Origin of the sequence: uncultured Granulicatella sp. (assembly GCF_963521425.1) — a bacterium.
In the GTDB taxonomy this organism is placed as follows: Bacteria; Bacillota; Bacilli; order Lactobacillales; family Aerococcaceae; genus Granulicatella.
In genome coordinates this window covers 1-14,380 of the sequence record NZ_CAUQUN010000021.1, presented here as the reverse complement: position 1 = coordinate 14,380, position 14,380 = coordinate 1, and the positions used below count along the sequence as shown (strand labels likewise).

Here is a 14,380-nt window from a genome sequence, read left to right as displayed (position 1 = left end):
TTTTCTTATCACTTATTTCTTTTTTTTTTTTTTATTTTTTTTTTTATTTTATTTTTTCATAGAGCTATCTCCGAAAAAAGATAGATATGAAGAATATCTGAAAACCACCTAATCTCCTGGTGGTTTTTTTGTGCTTGAAATTGATAGAGCTTAGTGATACTATACGAGCGTGATAAGTTTTTTACTTTTCCTTTCAAGTTTATTTTCTTATCACATCTACTATGTAGATTTTTTTCATGTTTAGACGACTTCGGTCGTCTTTTTTTGTTTTTAAAAAGAAATTTAGGAGAATTTTTAAGAAATATTCTAAAAGTACTATGAAAACATGTAAGCGTTTGCTATAATAATGTATCAAACTATGAAAAGGGAGGTTTCAATATGAAAGTTGTTGTTGCCATTGACTCGTTTAAAGGGAGTCTGTCGTCTATGGAGGCTGGTCAAGAGATAGCAGAAGGCGTAAAACGTGTTTATCAAAATGCAGAGGTAGTAGTTCGTCCGTTAGCAGATGGTGGAGAAGGAACCGTTGAAGCATTAGTCGAAGGAATGGGAGGAATCTTTGTTACTAAAGAAGTAACTGGACCATTAGGAGAAAAAGTAGAAGCAATCTACGGAATTATTGAATCGAAGGATGATTTAAGTAAAACTGCCATTATTGAAATGTCAGCAGCAGCAGGAATTACATTAATTCCTGAAGAAAGCCGTAATCCGATGAATACGACTACTTATGGAGTTGGTGAATTAATTCTGGATGCCATCGAAAGAGGTTGTCGACATTTTATTGTTGGAATTGGTGGAAGTGCGACAAATGATGGTGGAGTTGGGATGTTACAAGCATTAGGATATGATTTCCTAACACGAGAAGGAAAGACTATCTCTTATGGAGGAAATGGACTCAGAGAATTAGCGTGTATTGAAGAGAGCAATGTACATCCAATATTAAAAGAATGTACCTTCAAAGTAGCTTGTGATGTAACGAATCCATTATGTGGAGAAAATGGTTCCAGTGCTATTTTTGGTCCACAAAAAGGAGCAACTCCTGAAATGGTTCAAGAATTGGATCAATTATTATTACACTATGCTGAATTGTCTAAGAGCATTAATTCTCATGCAGATCGATTTTATCCTGGAACAGGGGCAGCTGGTGGTATGGGATTTGCTTTTTTAACTTATACTAATGCCATATTAGATTCTGGTATTCAAATTGTATTAAAAGAGACGAAATTAGAAGAATTAATAGCAACTGCTGATTTTGTTGTAACAGGTGAGGGAAGACTTGACGGTCAAACGGCATTAGGCAAAGCTCCAATAGGAGTAGCAGCCTTAGCTAAAAAGCATCAAAAGAAAGTGTTAGCTTTTGCAGGAGCTGTTACACCAGATGCAAAAGAATGTAATCAACATGGCATTGATGCATTTTTCCCAATTTTAAGAGGAGTTGTAACACTTAAAGAAGCGATGAATAAAGAAGTTGCTCATCAAAATATGGTGGATACCGTAGAACAAGTTTTTAGAGTAGTAGAAATGATGAAAGAAGGAAATTAAAATGGTTAGTCAAATTAGTACATTAGGAGCTTTAGTTGGATTAATTCTTGCAATTATACTAATTATTAAAAAAGTTCATCCAGCTTATAGTTTAATTTTAGGAGCTTTAGTAGGAGGAGTAATTGGTGGAGCAGGGTTAGCAGGTTCCGTTAGTGCAATGGTAACTGGTGCACAAGGAATGATGTCTCCAGTATTAAGAATTATGACTTCCGGTATTTTAGCAGGAGCTTTAATTAAAACAGGTTCTGCTGAAACGATTGCCGAAACAATTGTGAAGAAGTTAGGGGAAAAAAGAGCCATTGCAGCGATCTCGATTGCTACAATGATTATTTGTGCAGTGGGAGTATTTATTGATATTGCTGTTATTACAGTAGCACCGATTGCGATTGCAATTGCAAAAAAAGCAAATTTATCAAAAGCAGGTATTTTATTAGCAATGATTGGTGGAGGAAAAGCAGGAAATATTATTTCTCCAAATCCAAATACGATTGCTGCTTCAGAAGCATTTCAATTAGATTTAACAGCTTTAATGGCTAAAAATATTATTCCAGCATTAGTAGCATTAGTTGTTAGCATTTTATTAGCAGGATTTCTAGCAAAGAAAGTCGATCATGCTTTTGACGATATGGAAGAAGAAACAGAACATCACACTTCTGTACCATTTTTCCAAGCGATTCTTGGACCGGTTGTAGTCATTGCGTTATTAGCTTTACGTTCATTAATCGGAGTAAGCGTGGATCCTTTAATTGCGTTACCAATTGGTGGATTAGTAACCATTTTAGTAACAGGACATTCAAAACATACCGTAGAATATACAGAATTTGGATTGAGTAAAGTAATCGGTGTATCGATTTTATTAATTGGAACAGGAACGATTGCGGGAATTATTAAAGCTTCTTCTCTACAAGTGGATATGATTCATGTATTGGAAGCTTTAAACATGCCATCCTTTGTTTTAGCACCATTATCAGGTATTTTAATGGGTGCAGCTACAGCTTCTACAACAGCTGGTTCTACGATTGCTTCTCAAACGTTTGCAGCTCCTTTAGTTTCTTCTGGAGTTCCTGCAGTGGCAGCCGCAGCAATGATTCATGCTGGGGCAACAGTGTTAGATTCTCTTCCTCATGGCTCATTCTTCCATGCTACAGGAGGCTCAGTCTTTATGAGTATTGAAGATCGTATGAAATTAATTCCTTACGAAGCATTAGTAGGTTTGACAAGTACTATTGTCGCAGTGATTTTGTATTTGTTAGGGTAAAGTACATTTGGGCACAATTTATGTAGAGATAACGAACATAAAGTTGTGCTCAAATAGGATTGTTATAAATGATAGCGCTTTATATAATTTAGTTATAGGAGGAAGAAAGTGTTAACAAATGAGCTCATAAAAAAATATCAATTTTTTCTTAATTATAATCATACTTCTATTGAAGAAATGGAGGGTGTACTTCAATGTAATAAGAGAACAGTAATGATAGATATACAGAAAGTTAATGAAATGTTAATAAGTTTAGAATTACCTACTATTACAGTTCAAAATGATTTTATCATTGCACCAGAAATCTCTATAACTAATTTGTTGAAATATGTTGATATAGCATCAAAAAATTATGTGTTTCAAGAAGAACGTATTGATATGTTGATTTTCTATATAATTATATATTCAGACTATATTTCTAATTCACATTTGCAAGATTTTTTAAGAATGAGTAAAAATTCAATATTAGCAGATTTGAAAGAAGTTAGATCTGTTTTAAAGAAATATGAACTTCAGTTAATCTACTCTCGTGATAAAGGATATTATATAGATGGAGATAGTAATAAAATCAGAGAATTACTTGAAATAACAATTGGAAATTTAATTACTTTAGTGTGTGGAAGAAATATTTTAAGTTATATTTTTAATGAATGTAATTTAATCTATGAAGAAGAAATATTTTTAAATTCGTTAAAGATAGTTAGTGATAAATATCAATTAATATTTATTGCCGAGAAAATTGATACAGTAGCCATTTTGATGGCAGTATTTAATGAATATAGTTTGAAAGAACCATATATCAAAAGTAGGGAGAATTTTGAAAAAATAATTGAAACACCATTGTTAAGACTGCTGATGGATATCGAAGAACAATTTCCAAATTTATCTAAGGAAAGAGATTTTATTTTATCAAGATTAGCTGGATGTGTTCAGGGAGATTTAAATATTAATCCTGAACCTGAAATTATAAAAATAATGGACGAAATTATTTTACAAGTAAAAGTAAATACAGGTTTAGAATTTCCTGAAACATTTCAATTTAGAAAAAATTTATATGCACATTTATATCCTGCATTTTATAGACAAATGTTTGATGTTTCTTTAAAAAATCCTCTTACAAGTCAAATTATTGAAGAATATAACTATTTGTTTGCTTTAATTAAAAGAAGCCTTAAGCCTTTAGAAGAAGCAACAAGTAAAAAGATATCTAATGATGAAATTGCCTATTTTACTATTCATTTTGGTGGATATTTAGAAAATATTCAGAAAGAAAGTATAACTGAAAAAATTATTGCTATGGTTATATGTCCAAATGGAATTAGCTCTTCATTAATTTTACGAGCTGAATTGAAACAGATATTTCCTACGATAGAATTTTATACAATGTCTTTTAATGATTATAAAAAGAATATTGGCATTCAACAAGTTGATATGATTTTTTCTACAATGAATATCGAGGTAGATAAACCGCTATTTATTGTTAAAACAATTATGAATTCTACTGAAAAGATACTATTAAAGAAAAAAGTTTTTGAAACTTTCCATTTGAAGAAAGAAGAATTTATTTCAGTTGATGAAATACTTAATATTATTGCTAAGCATGTATTAATAAAAAATGAAAAGGAGTTGAAAAAAGATTTAACAAAATATTTGTTTGCTAATAAAGAAGTAGTGTTAGGAGGTGATTCCTTGAAAGATTTAGTCAAAAAAGAATTGATTCAACAATTAGATAAAGTAAACGATTGGCAAACTGCAGTCAGAATTGCATCTAAACCATTATTAGAACAAGGTTATATTGAAGAAAGTTATGTTGAAGCTATTATTTCAAGTGTTAATGAAATTGGACCTTATATAGTGTTAGCACCAAAAGTAGCAGTTCCTCACGCATCACCAGATGCTGGTGTTCATCGCTTAGGAATTAGTTTGTTGCAATTAAAGAAACCTGTTAATTTTGGTTTAGAAGATGATGAAGATAAAAATGTACAGTTGATATTTGTATTAGCAACAGTTGATTCAACTGCACATTTAAAAGCTTTACAACAGTTGGCATTAATTTTAGATGATGATGAAGTTATAGAAAATTTGATTAAAGCTGAAATGCCGGAAGAAATTTTAGGTTTAATTGAGAAAGTAATTGAAGAAGGAGGTGAGTGGGATGATTAAAGTAGTAACAGTTTGTGGAAATGGAATTGGTAGTAGCTTGTTATTGAGATTAAAAGTAGAAGCTATAGCTAAAGACTTAGGAATTGAAGTTGAAGCAGAATCATGTGATTCTAATGCAGCAGTTGGAAAAAATGCTGATTTATATGTAACTGTGAAAGAGTTTAAAGATATTTTCCCAGAAACAGCAAATGTTTGTATTGTAGAAAGTTATACAAATAGAAAGAAAATTGAACCAGTATTAGCACCAGTTTTACAAGAAATGAATAATAATTAATGTGATAAATAAGGAGGAAGTAACATGAATGGAGTATTAATATTTTTTCAAAATATTTTAAGTGAGCCAGCATTTTTAATGGGATTAATTGCATTTGTCGGCTTACTTGCTTTAAAAACACCAGGACATAAGGTGTTGACTGGAACATTAGGTCCTATTTTAGGATATTTAATGTTAGCTGCAGGAGCAGGTGTTATTCAAGCTAATTTAGCTCCTCTAGCAACATTAATTGAACAAGGATTTGGTATTACTGGAGTAGTTCCAAATAATGAGGCTGTTACAAGTGTAGCACAAAAGATTTTAGGTGTAGAAACAATGTCAATTTTAATTGTAGGATTGTTATTGAATTTGTTTTTTGCTAGATTTACTCGTTTTAAATATATTTTCTTAACAGGGCATCATAGTTTCTTCATGGCATGCTTACTTTCAGCGGTCTTAGGAGCAATTGGATTTGAAGGAGTTGCATTAGTTCTATTAGGAGGATTTTTCTTAGGTGCATGGTCAGCTATCTCACCAGCAATTGGTCAAAAATATACTTTGAAAGTAACAGATGGTGATGAAATTGCTATGGGTCACTTTGGAAGTTTAGGTTATTATTTAGCAGCTTGGATAGGTACTAAGGTTGGTAAAGATAGCCGAAGCACGGAAGAATTACAAATTTCTGATAAATGGAGTTTTTTAAGAAACACAACAATTTCAACAGGAATTGTAATGGTAATATTCTATATTATTGGTGTTGTAGCTTGTTTGATTAGAAATCCTCAAGCTGTAGAAGAATTAGCTAACGGTAAGAATCCTTTGATTTTTGCCATTATTAGTGGTTTGACATTTGCTGTAGGTGTATCAGTAGTTTATGCAGGGGTTCGTATGATTTTAGCAGATTTAATTCCTGCTTTCCAAGGTATTGCTACTAAATTAATTCCAAACGCAGTACCTGCGGTAGACTGTGCTGTATTCTTCCCGTATGCTCCAACTGCTGTAATTATTGGTTTTGCATTTAGTTTTTTAGGTGGACTTGTAGGTATGTTTGTACTCGGCGCATTGGGCGGAGTGTTAATCATTCCTGGTATGGTACCGCATTTCTTCTGCGGGGCTACAGCCGGAATTTTTGGTAATGCAACAGGGGGTAGAAAAGGAGCGATTTTAGGATCATTTGTAAATGGATTATTCTTAGCGTTTTTACCAGCTACATTACTTCCAGTTTTAGGGAAATTAGGATTTGCTAATACAACATTTGGTGATTTTGATTTTGGTTTAATTGGTATTCTATTGGGACGTACTGGTGAATCAGCAGGAGCTATAGGTATTTATATTATTGCCGCTGTTTTAGCTGTCGTATTAGTTTTACCTTCAGTTCTTACAAAATCAAAAGAAGCTTTGAATAATATTGTTGAAGAAGAGGAGTAAATCATATGGTTAAAGAATTAACAGTTAAAGTGTTTTCTGATGGAGCAAATTTAGATAATATGTTAAATGATTTGAAGTCTGGTATTGTAACGGGGTTTACTACTAATCCTAGTTTAATGAAAAAAGCTGGTATTACAAGTTATATTGGATTTGCTAAGGAAGTATTAAAAGAGATTAAAACTTACCCTGTTTCTTTTGAAGTATTTGCAGATGAAATCGACCAGATGGAAAAAGAGGCACGTAGAATTGCAACGTTAGCGGAAAATGTATATGTAAAAATTCCTATTACTAATTCAAAAGGAGAGAGTACTGTACCATTGATTGATCGTTTAACTGCAGATGGTATTAAAGTTAATGTAACTGCAATTTTTACAATAAAACAAGTGGAAGAAGTTGTAGCAGTGCTAAAAAATAATACTCCATCCATTGTTTCCGTTTTTGCGGGAAGAATTGCAGATACAGGTGTAGATCCAATGCCGATTATGAAAGAAGCTTTAGAAATTTGTCGTAAGAGAGAATTGGCTGAATTATTATGGGCAAGTCCTAGAGAAACATTTAATATTTATCAAGCAAATGAGCTAGGAGTGGATATCATTACATGTACTTCTGATTTGATAAAGAAATTATCGTTAAAAGATAAAGATTTGACACAATATTCTTTAGAGACTGTTCAAATGTTTTTAAGAGACAGTACAAGTTTAGGATTTAATATTTTAGAGTAATTGAAATTTGTTAAAAACAGCATTCCATAACCGGAATGCTGTTTTTATTTTTTATTCTTCTGAACGAGAAACGATTAGTGTTAGATTTCCTTTTATAGTTACATCATGAATAGGTGTAGGTAAAATAAATGAATCTGCTTTTTTGAGAGCGAATGATTCGCTATTTACTTCTAGTGTTCCTTCCCCCTTGATAACAGTTGCTAAGTAGTAGTTATCATCTAGTGTTGTATGGTAAGTTCCATCAATTTCCCATTTCCAAACAGAAAAATAATGATTGGTGATGAAATGAGTAATGGTTGTATCATCTACTTTTTCAATTATTTGTTCAAAACTTGGTAATTGATGTGGAATTGTAGTGACATCAATCGTTTGTGGAATATGTAATGGACGAGAATTTCCAGCGTCATCTTTTCGGTCATAATCATAGACACGGTAAGTAGTGTCAGAGTTTTGTTGTGTTTCTAAAATGACAATCCCTTTTCCAATAGCGTGGATTGTTCCACTTGGAACATTGAAGAAATCTCCTGTTTTGACAGGAATTTCTGTAAACAATTCGTTCCATTTTTCTTCTTGGATTAATTGAACAAATTCTTCTTTTGTTTGTGCAGTATGTCCATAAATAATTTTAGCACCCGGTTCAGCAGAAATAACATACCAACATTCGTTTTTCCCTAATTCATGTTCATGCTCTAAACTATAAGCATCATCTGGATGTACTTGAATAGATAAGTCATCACTTGCATCTAAAATTTTAATTAATAGAGGGAAGGTTGGTAATGTTTGTTGATGAAATAATTCTGCATGTTCAGTATAAAGTTTTGATAATGTCATTCCTTGAAATTCAGAAGGGGAAAGAACAGTCGATTGTCCATTCGGATGAGCGCTAATCGACCAAGATTCACCAACTTTATCATTTGGCAAGGTTAAGTTGAATTCTGTTTGTAATTTTTTACCGCCCCATATTTTTTCTTGTAGGACTGGCTTTAAAAAGATAGGTTGCATGATGTCGGCTCCTTTATGATTTTCTCGATTACAGTATAGCATACTTAAAAGAATGAAAAAAATAAAAGCAAATTCACCCATATTCAAGACACTTTCTTGCAAAAAACATCATAGTTTACTATTATAAAGAAGTAAAAATAGAACTTGCGAGGGATAATATGAATCAAAAATACGGAATTATTTTAGCAGCTGGAAAAGGCACACGAATGAAATCTGAACTTTATAAAGTGATGCATCCAGTTTGTGGAAAACCAATGGTAGAGCATGTGGTAGATCAAGTAGAACGTGCGGGAGCAGAAACGATTGTAGCCATTGTTGGACATGGTGCAGAAATGGTACAACAACAATTAGGAGAACGTGTTTCTTATGCTTTACAAGCAGAACAATTAGGAACAGGTCATGCTGTTTTACAAGCAGAAGAATTGTTGAAAGATAAAGAAGGGACTACTTTAGTTGTTTGTGGAGATACACCGCTATTAACTGCAGAAACTTTTGAACAATTAATGAAAGTTCATGAAGATACAAAAGCAAAAGCGACTATTCTAACAGCTTGGGTAGACGACCCAACTGGATATGGACATGTAGTTCGTGAGGAAGATGGAACAGTTTTAAAAAATGTAGAACATAAAGATGCTACACCTGAAGAAGCAGCGATTCAAGAAATTAATACTGGAACTTATTGCTTTGATAATCAATCTTTATTCAGCGCATTAAGCGAAGTGGGAAATGATAATGCCCAAGGGGAATATTACTTACCGGACGTATTAGAAATTTTGAAAAAACGTGGAGAAATTATTTCTGCGTATCAAATGCCAAATGTGGATGAAGGAATGGGCGTTAATGACCGAGTTGCTTTATCCAAAGCAGAAAAAGCAATGCGCCAACGTATTAATGAACAACATATGAGAAATGGTGTCACATTAATTGACCCTGAACAAACGTATATTGATTCAGAAGTAGTGATTGGTTCAGACACAGTCATTGAACCAGGAGTTTATTTAAAAGGAGATACAATGATTGGGCAACATTGCCATATTACTTCAGGTAGTGTGATTCGTGATTCTGTATTAGAAGATTATGTAACAGTGACTAGTTCAAATATTGAAGAGTCATTAATGAAAGCTTATAGTAATGCTGGTCCATTTGCACATCTTCGTCCAAAATCTGTTATCGGAAATTCTGTTCATATTGGAAACTTCGTAGAAGTGAAAAATGCAACATTAGGAAAAGGTACAAAAGTTGGTCACTTAACCTATGTTGGAGATGCTGATTTAGGAAGAGATATTAATGTTGGTTGTGGAACAATCTTCGTAAACTATGACGGTAAAAATAAACATAGAGCCACTGTAGGTGACCGTGTGTTTGTGGGATGTAATGCGAATTTAGTAGCACCTGTTACAATTGGAGATGATGTCTTTATTGCAGCTGGTTCTACAATTACAAGAGACGTCCCAAATGGAGCGTTGGCAATTGCTCGTTCTCGTCAAGAAAATAAAGAAAACTATGCTGAAAAATTACCTTCAGCTCAAAAAAAATCATAGAAAAATACATTTAGTTCTTTAAAAACGAACGAAAAACGTTTATTATTATAGTAGTGAAAAAAAAATAAAATTCTTCGGGGGTTATCATTGTGGAACATTATTCCGATCCAAATTTAAAGATTTTTGCACTAAGCTCAAATCGTCCATTAGCTCAAAAAATTGCAGATCAAGTCGGGGTAGAATTAGGAAAAGTATCCGTTACTCATTTTAGTGATGGAGAGATTAAAATTAACATTGATGAAAGTATTCGTGGAGACCATGTTTATATCGTTCAATCAACATCGTATCCAGTAAATGATAACTTAATGGAGTTATTAATCATGATTGATGCATTGCGTCGTGCAAGTGCGAAAACAATTAACGTTGTTTTACCGTACTATGGATATGCACGTCAAGATCGTAAAGCTCAATCACGTGAACCAATTACAGCAAAATTAGTGGCAAATATGATTACACAAGCAGGTGCAGACCGTGTGTTAACATTAGACTTACATGCTGCTCAAATTCAAGGATTCTTTGATATTCCAGTGGATCACTTATTAGGAGCTCCATTATTAGCCAACTATTTCTTAGAAAATAATTTTAAAGATAAAGATATCGTAGTTGTATCACCAGACCATGGTGGAGTAACTCGTGCACGTAAATTAGCAGAATTCCTACATGCTCCAATTGCAATTATTGATAAACGTCGTCCAAAAGCAAATGTTGCAGAAGTGATGAATATCATTGGAGATGTTAAAGGAAAAGTTGCCGTATTAATCGACGATATGATTGATACTGCTGGAACTATTACATTAGCAGCTCAAGCTATACAAGATGCGGGTGCATTGGAAGTTTATGCATGTTGTACTCACCCTGTATTATCAGGTCCAGCATTAGATCGTTTAAATGCATCTGTTATTAAAGAAGTTGTAGTAACTGACTCAATTCAAGTTCCTGAAGAAAAAACAGGTGGAAAAATTGTTCAAGTCAGTGTGGATCAATTAATGGCGGAAGCTATCAAACGTATTCATGAAAACCGTTCAGTAAGTCCATTATTTATTGAAAAGTTCACAATTTTAGATTAAAATTTGAAGGTTAAATCGGAGGCTGGAGAAATTTCTCCAGTCTTTTTTATTTGAGGAGGTTATTTGGTGAATTCGTGTAAAATAAAGGAAAAAGTTTTACTAGGAATAGTCAGTGTCATTGTTGGAGTGATTACCGGAGTTTTAACGTCCTTTTTTGGACAAGTATTATTAAAAGTATCCGAATTACGAGTAGAGTATTTTTGGTATTTCATTCCGTTTTTAGCAGTAGTAGGATTTTTATTTCATAAAGTTTATTTAAAATATGGGAAAAATGCGGTTGAAGGAATGAATATTGTCTTTCGAATTGGGCAAGGAGAGGGCAATCGCATTTCAAAATGGTTAATTCCTTTTATGATGATTGGAACATGGCTAGCTCATTTATTTGGAGCAAGTGTCGGTCGTGAAGGAGTTGCGGTTCAATTAGGAGCAACGGTTGCGAATCAGTTTCAACAATGGTTTTCTTCTAAGAGAAATCGTCAAATTTTATTAATGATTGGGATGGCAAGTGGTTTTGCTGGATTATTTGGAACTCCTCTAGCAGCGACTTTCTTTGCGATTGAAGTAATGATTGTAGGTCAATTACAAATTGACGCATTATTTTATGCATTAATGTCTAGTTTTATTTCAATGAATATCGCCCAAAGTTTAGGCTTAGAGAAATTTATGGTGGGGATTCCTGTAGAAATTCAGTTCGATGAGACTTTAGTCAAGATGGTAGTGTTAGGAATTGCTTTTGGATTAACAGGAAGACTATTTAGTGTGAGTTTAGCGTATTTGAAAAAATATTTGAGTACTAAAATTCCAAGTCAAACTCTAAGAATATTTTTATTAGGTATTGTTGTCAGTATTTTAATTGCAGCCTTTGACAGTGGTCGTTATGCAGGATTAGGGACGAATTTAATTCATGCTAGTTTTTATAGTGAGACGATTTATATACAAGATTGGCTGTTAAAATTAGGATTAACAGTATTCTCGCTTAGTGCGGGATTTTTAGGTGGGGAAGTAACACCGCTCTTTTCAATTGGTTCTTCATTAGGAATCGTAATGAGTTCGTGGTTAGAAATTTCTCCAGTGGTAGCAGCGGCATTGGGTTACGGAGCGGTTTTTGGAAGTGCAACAAACACGTGGCTAGCTCCTATTTTTATAATTGGTGAAGTATTTGGATATAGTATGATGCCATATGCAGCGATTGTTTGTATTGTTGCATTTGTCGTGAATGGAAATAATAGCATTTATGGACAACAGAAAATTTTTGAATTAGAAGGTATAGAAAGATAAAAAAACAGGGGCAAGTATTTTGTCCCTGTTGTTATATATGCACTTTAAGTAACAAAAAATACTAATAACTTTCTTGATTGTAGAGCCAAGAGAAGCTCACTATATAACTTTCTCATTTAGGGCTGAGATATAAATTTTTAAGAATTATTTGTATAACGAAATTCTATCATTAATACACCTAAAATTATAAAAACAGAAGAAATTACTGCGCTCATTACTAGTGATACATTCATATAATTTTTTAGAAAAGAAAATAAGGCTACTCCTAAGACGGTTATTAAGCTAGTCAATAATCTCTTTTTCATATATTCACCCCCTTATTCAATATTTTTATCTTTAACACTTACTATTGTATTTCTTAGATTAGAACAGTTTACAGAAGGAGCTGTCGAGAGACCGCTTTCTTTTACGCTTGTATTATAATTAATTTTTATGAAAAACACAATGAATATTAAATCTAAGAGACAGGTATACTCGTGGTGTGAAATTTGACAAATTTTCAAATAAATTAAAAAATTCACTTGTTATTTTATGAAAAGTCTAGTATACTTTCGCTTAGCGAGGGCTTTTAAATTCATCCCGTGAGGTGAAAAAGGCGATCATAGTTCAAGTTTATATTTCTAGGAGAATTTTTTATGCATAGAGAGAATTCTTCTATATGAAAGCAGCCCTTTTGCAAACAAAATTTGATAGGGTTGCTTTTTTGTATGCACAAAAAGGCCCGGAAAAGAGGGAATGATGGAGTTACAAACTTCAAAAGTCAACTTATTACTCGATGTGAATCAAAATCCACCTTTTGCCAAAGGCTTATTACTAAGCTTGCAACATGTGTTTGCGATGTTTGGAGCAACGATTTTAGTGCCATTAATTTTAGGAATGCCTGTTTCTGTAGCATTATTTGCATCAGGTTTAGGAACTCTGATTTACATGGTAGCAACTCAATTTAAAGTACCAGTGTACTTAGGTTCTTCATTTGCCTTTATTTCAGCGATGGCATTTGCGATGAAGCAAATGAATGGAGATGTTTCAGCAGCACAGTCAGGGGTTGTTCTTGTCGGTCTTGTTTATGTAGTAGTAGCATTACTCGTTAAATTAATTGGAACAAAATGGATTGATCGATTATTACCACCGATTGTTATTGGACCGATGATTATGGTTATTGGTTTAGGATTAGCCAATTCTGCAGTGACAAATGCAGGATTTATTAAAGATGGTACAGTACAACAAATAACAGTAGCGATTGTGACTTTCTTGATTACAGCATTTATTAATACAAAAGCTAAAGGATTTTTAAAAATTATTCCATTCTTATTCGGAATTATTGGAGGATATATTGCAGCTGTACTATTTGGATTAGTTGATTTCACTCCGGTGTTAGAAGCAGATTGGATTGCGATTCCGCAATTATATTTACCATTTTCAACAAATGGATTTTTCAAAGAATATCATTGGTATTTTGGGCCTGAAACTTGGGCAATCTTACCAGTAGCTGTTGTAACAATTGCAGAACATATTGGAGATCATACAGTTTTAAGTCAGATTTGTGGAAGACAATTTTTGAAAACACCAGGTTTACATCGTACATTAATTGGAGATGGAGTTGCGACTGCAGTTTCAGCGTTTATGGGTGGACCGGCGAATACAACTTATGGTGAGAATACTGGGGTTGTAGGGATGACAAGAATTGCAAGTGTTTCAGTTATTCGTAATGCAGCATTATTTGCGATTGGGTTGAGTTTCCTTGGGAAATTTACAGCGTTAATTTCAACTATTCCAAATGCAGTGCTTGGTGGAATGGCTATCTTATTATATGGAGTTATTGCTAGTAATGGATTGAAAGTGTTAATTGAAAAGCAAGTAGATTTTAGAGAAGTGCGCAATTTGATTATTGCTAGCTCGATGTTAGTTTTAGGATTAGGTGGAGCAATTTTAGAATTAGGTCCTGTGACATTATCAGGTACAGCATTATGTGCATTAGCAGGGGTTATTTTGAACCTAGTTTTGCCGTATGAAAACAGAAAACTAACACAGATGAAAAATAAGAGTTAGACCTATAAAACTTGGTAAGAATATACTATAATATCATGGGAATATTGAGTGAAACAAATTAGAAGTTGAAGAGGTGAGTT

Annotated in this window: 12 protein-coding genes; 10 read left to right on the top strand and 2 right to left on the bottom strand. The window is 33.2% G+C overall.

The window, feature by feature from the left end; translation table 11 throughout:
• Positions 1-378 precede the first annotated feature (378 nt).
• The 6 genes from RWO76_RS06175 to RWO76_RS06150 all read left to right on the top strand — a co-directional run bounded on the left by RWO76_RS06175 (position 379) and on the right by RWO76_RS06150 (position 7,363).
• The gene (locus tag RWO76_RS06175) at positions 379-1,539 is read left to right on the top strand and encodes a glycerate kinase (protein WP_314354791.1); all 1,161 of its coding nucleotides are present in this window, start codon (positions 379-381) and stop codon (positions 1,537-1,539) included.
• Position 1,540: 1 nt separating this feature from the next.
• On the top strand, positions 1,541-2,797 hold the full coding sequence (locus RWO76_RS06170; RefSeq protein ID WP_314354790.1) for a GntP family permease: 1,257 nt from the start codon (positions 1,541-1,543) through the stop codon (positions 2,795-2,797).
• A 108-nt stretch (positions 2,798-2,905) separates the two neighbouring features.
• Positions 2,906-4,960, top strand: a complete 2,055-nt coding sequence (locus RWO76_RS06165) for a BglG family transcription antiterminator (RefSeq protein WP_314354789.1) — start codon at positions 2,906-2,908, stop codon at positions 4,958-4,960.
• Positions 4,953-5,234, top strand: a complete 282-nt coding sequence (locus tag RWO76_RS06160) for a PTS sugar transporter subunit IIB (protein ID WP_020991401.1) — start codon at positions 4,953-4,955, stop codon at positions 5,232-5,234. Before RWO76_RS06165 ends, RWO76_RS06160 begins: the two co-directional genes overlap by 8 nt.
• A gap of 24 nt (positions 5,235-5,258) precedes the next feature.
• Positions 5,259-6,641, top strand: a complete 1,383-nt coding sequence (locus RWO76_RS06155; protein ID WP_314354788.1) for a PTS ascorbate transporter subunit IIC — start codon at positions 5,259-5,261, stop codon at positions 6,639-6,641.
• A 5-nt stretch (positions 6,642-6,646) separates the two neighbouring features.
• Positions 6,647-7,363, top strand: coding sequence for a transaldolase (locus tag RWO76_RS06150; RefSeq protein WP_314354787.1), 717 nt, complete (start codon positions 6,647-6,649; stop codon positions 7,361-7,363).
• Positions 7,364-7,414: 51 nt separating this feature from the next.
• Here the strand turns inward: RWO76_RS06150 and manA are convergent, their stop codons facing one another.
• Positions 7,415-8,368: a mannose-6-phosphate isomerase, class I gene (gene manA, locus RWO76_RS06145; RefSeq protein WP_314354810.1), complete on the bottom strand. Its 954-nt coding sequence runs from the start codon at positions 8,366-8,368 to the stop codon at positions 7,415-7,417.
• A 155-nt stretch (positions 8,369-8,523) separates the two neighbouring features.
• Between manA and glmU the strand changes: the two genes are divergently transcribed.
• The 3 genes from glmU to RWO76_RS06130 all read left to right on the top strand — a co-directional run bounded on the left by glmU (position 8,524) and on the right by RWO76_RS06130 (position 12,251).
• The gene (glmU, locus tag RWO76_RS06140; RefSeq protein ID WP_314354786.1) at positions 8,524-9,906 is read left to right on the top strand and encodes a bifunctional UDP-N-acetylglucosamine diphosphorylase/glucosamine-1-phosphate N-acetyltransferase GlmU; all 1,383 of its coding nucleotides are present in this window, start codon (positions 8,524-8,526) and stop codon (positions 9,904-9,906) included.
• 86 nt (positions 9,907-9,992) lie between these two features.
• Positions 9,993-10,973, top strand: coding sequence for a ribose-phosphate diphosphokinase (locus RWO76_RS06135; protein WP_169816074.1), 981 nt, complete (start codon positions 9,993-9,995; stop codon positions 10,971-10,973).
• 66 nt (positions 10,974-11,039) lie between these two features.
• Positions 11,040-12,251 (top strand): chloride channel protein, encoded by a 1,212-nt coding sequence (locus tag RWO76_RS06130; RefSeq protein WP_314354785.1) that lies wholly within the window; start codon positions 11,040-11,042, stop codon positions 12,249-12,251.
• 137 nt (positions 12,252-12,388) lie between these two features.
• Here the strand turns inward: RWO76_RS06130 and RWO76_RS06125 are convergent, their stop codons facing one another.
• The gene (locus tag RWO76_RS06125; RefSeq protein WP_314354784.1) at positions 12,389-12,556 is read right to left on the bottom strand and encodes a hypothetical protein; all 168 of its coding nucleotides are present in this window, start codon (positions 12,554-12,556) and stop codon (positions 12,389-12,391) included.
• Positions 12,557-12,989: 433 nt separating this feature from the next.
• Here RWO76_RS06125 and RWO76_RS06120 point away from each other — a divergent pair, with 433 nt between their 5' ends.
• On the top strand, positions 12,990-14,300 hold the full coding sequence (locus RWO76_RS06120) for a solute carrier family 23 protein (RefSeq protein WP_314354782.1): 1,311 nt from the start codon (positions 12,990-12,992) through the stop codon (positions 14,298-14,300).
• Positions 14,301-14,380: the final 80 nt, after the last annotated feature.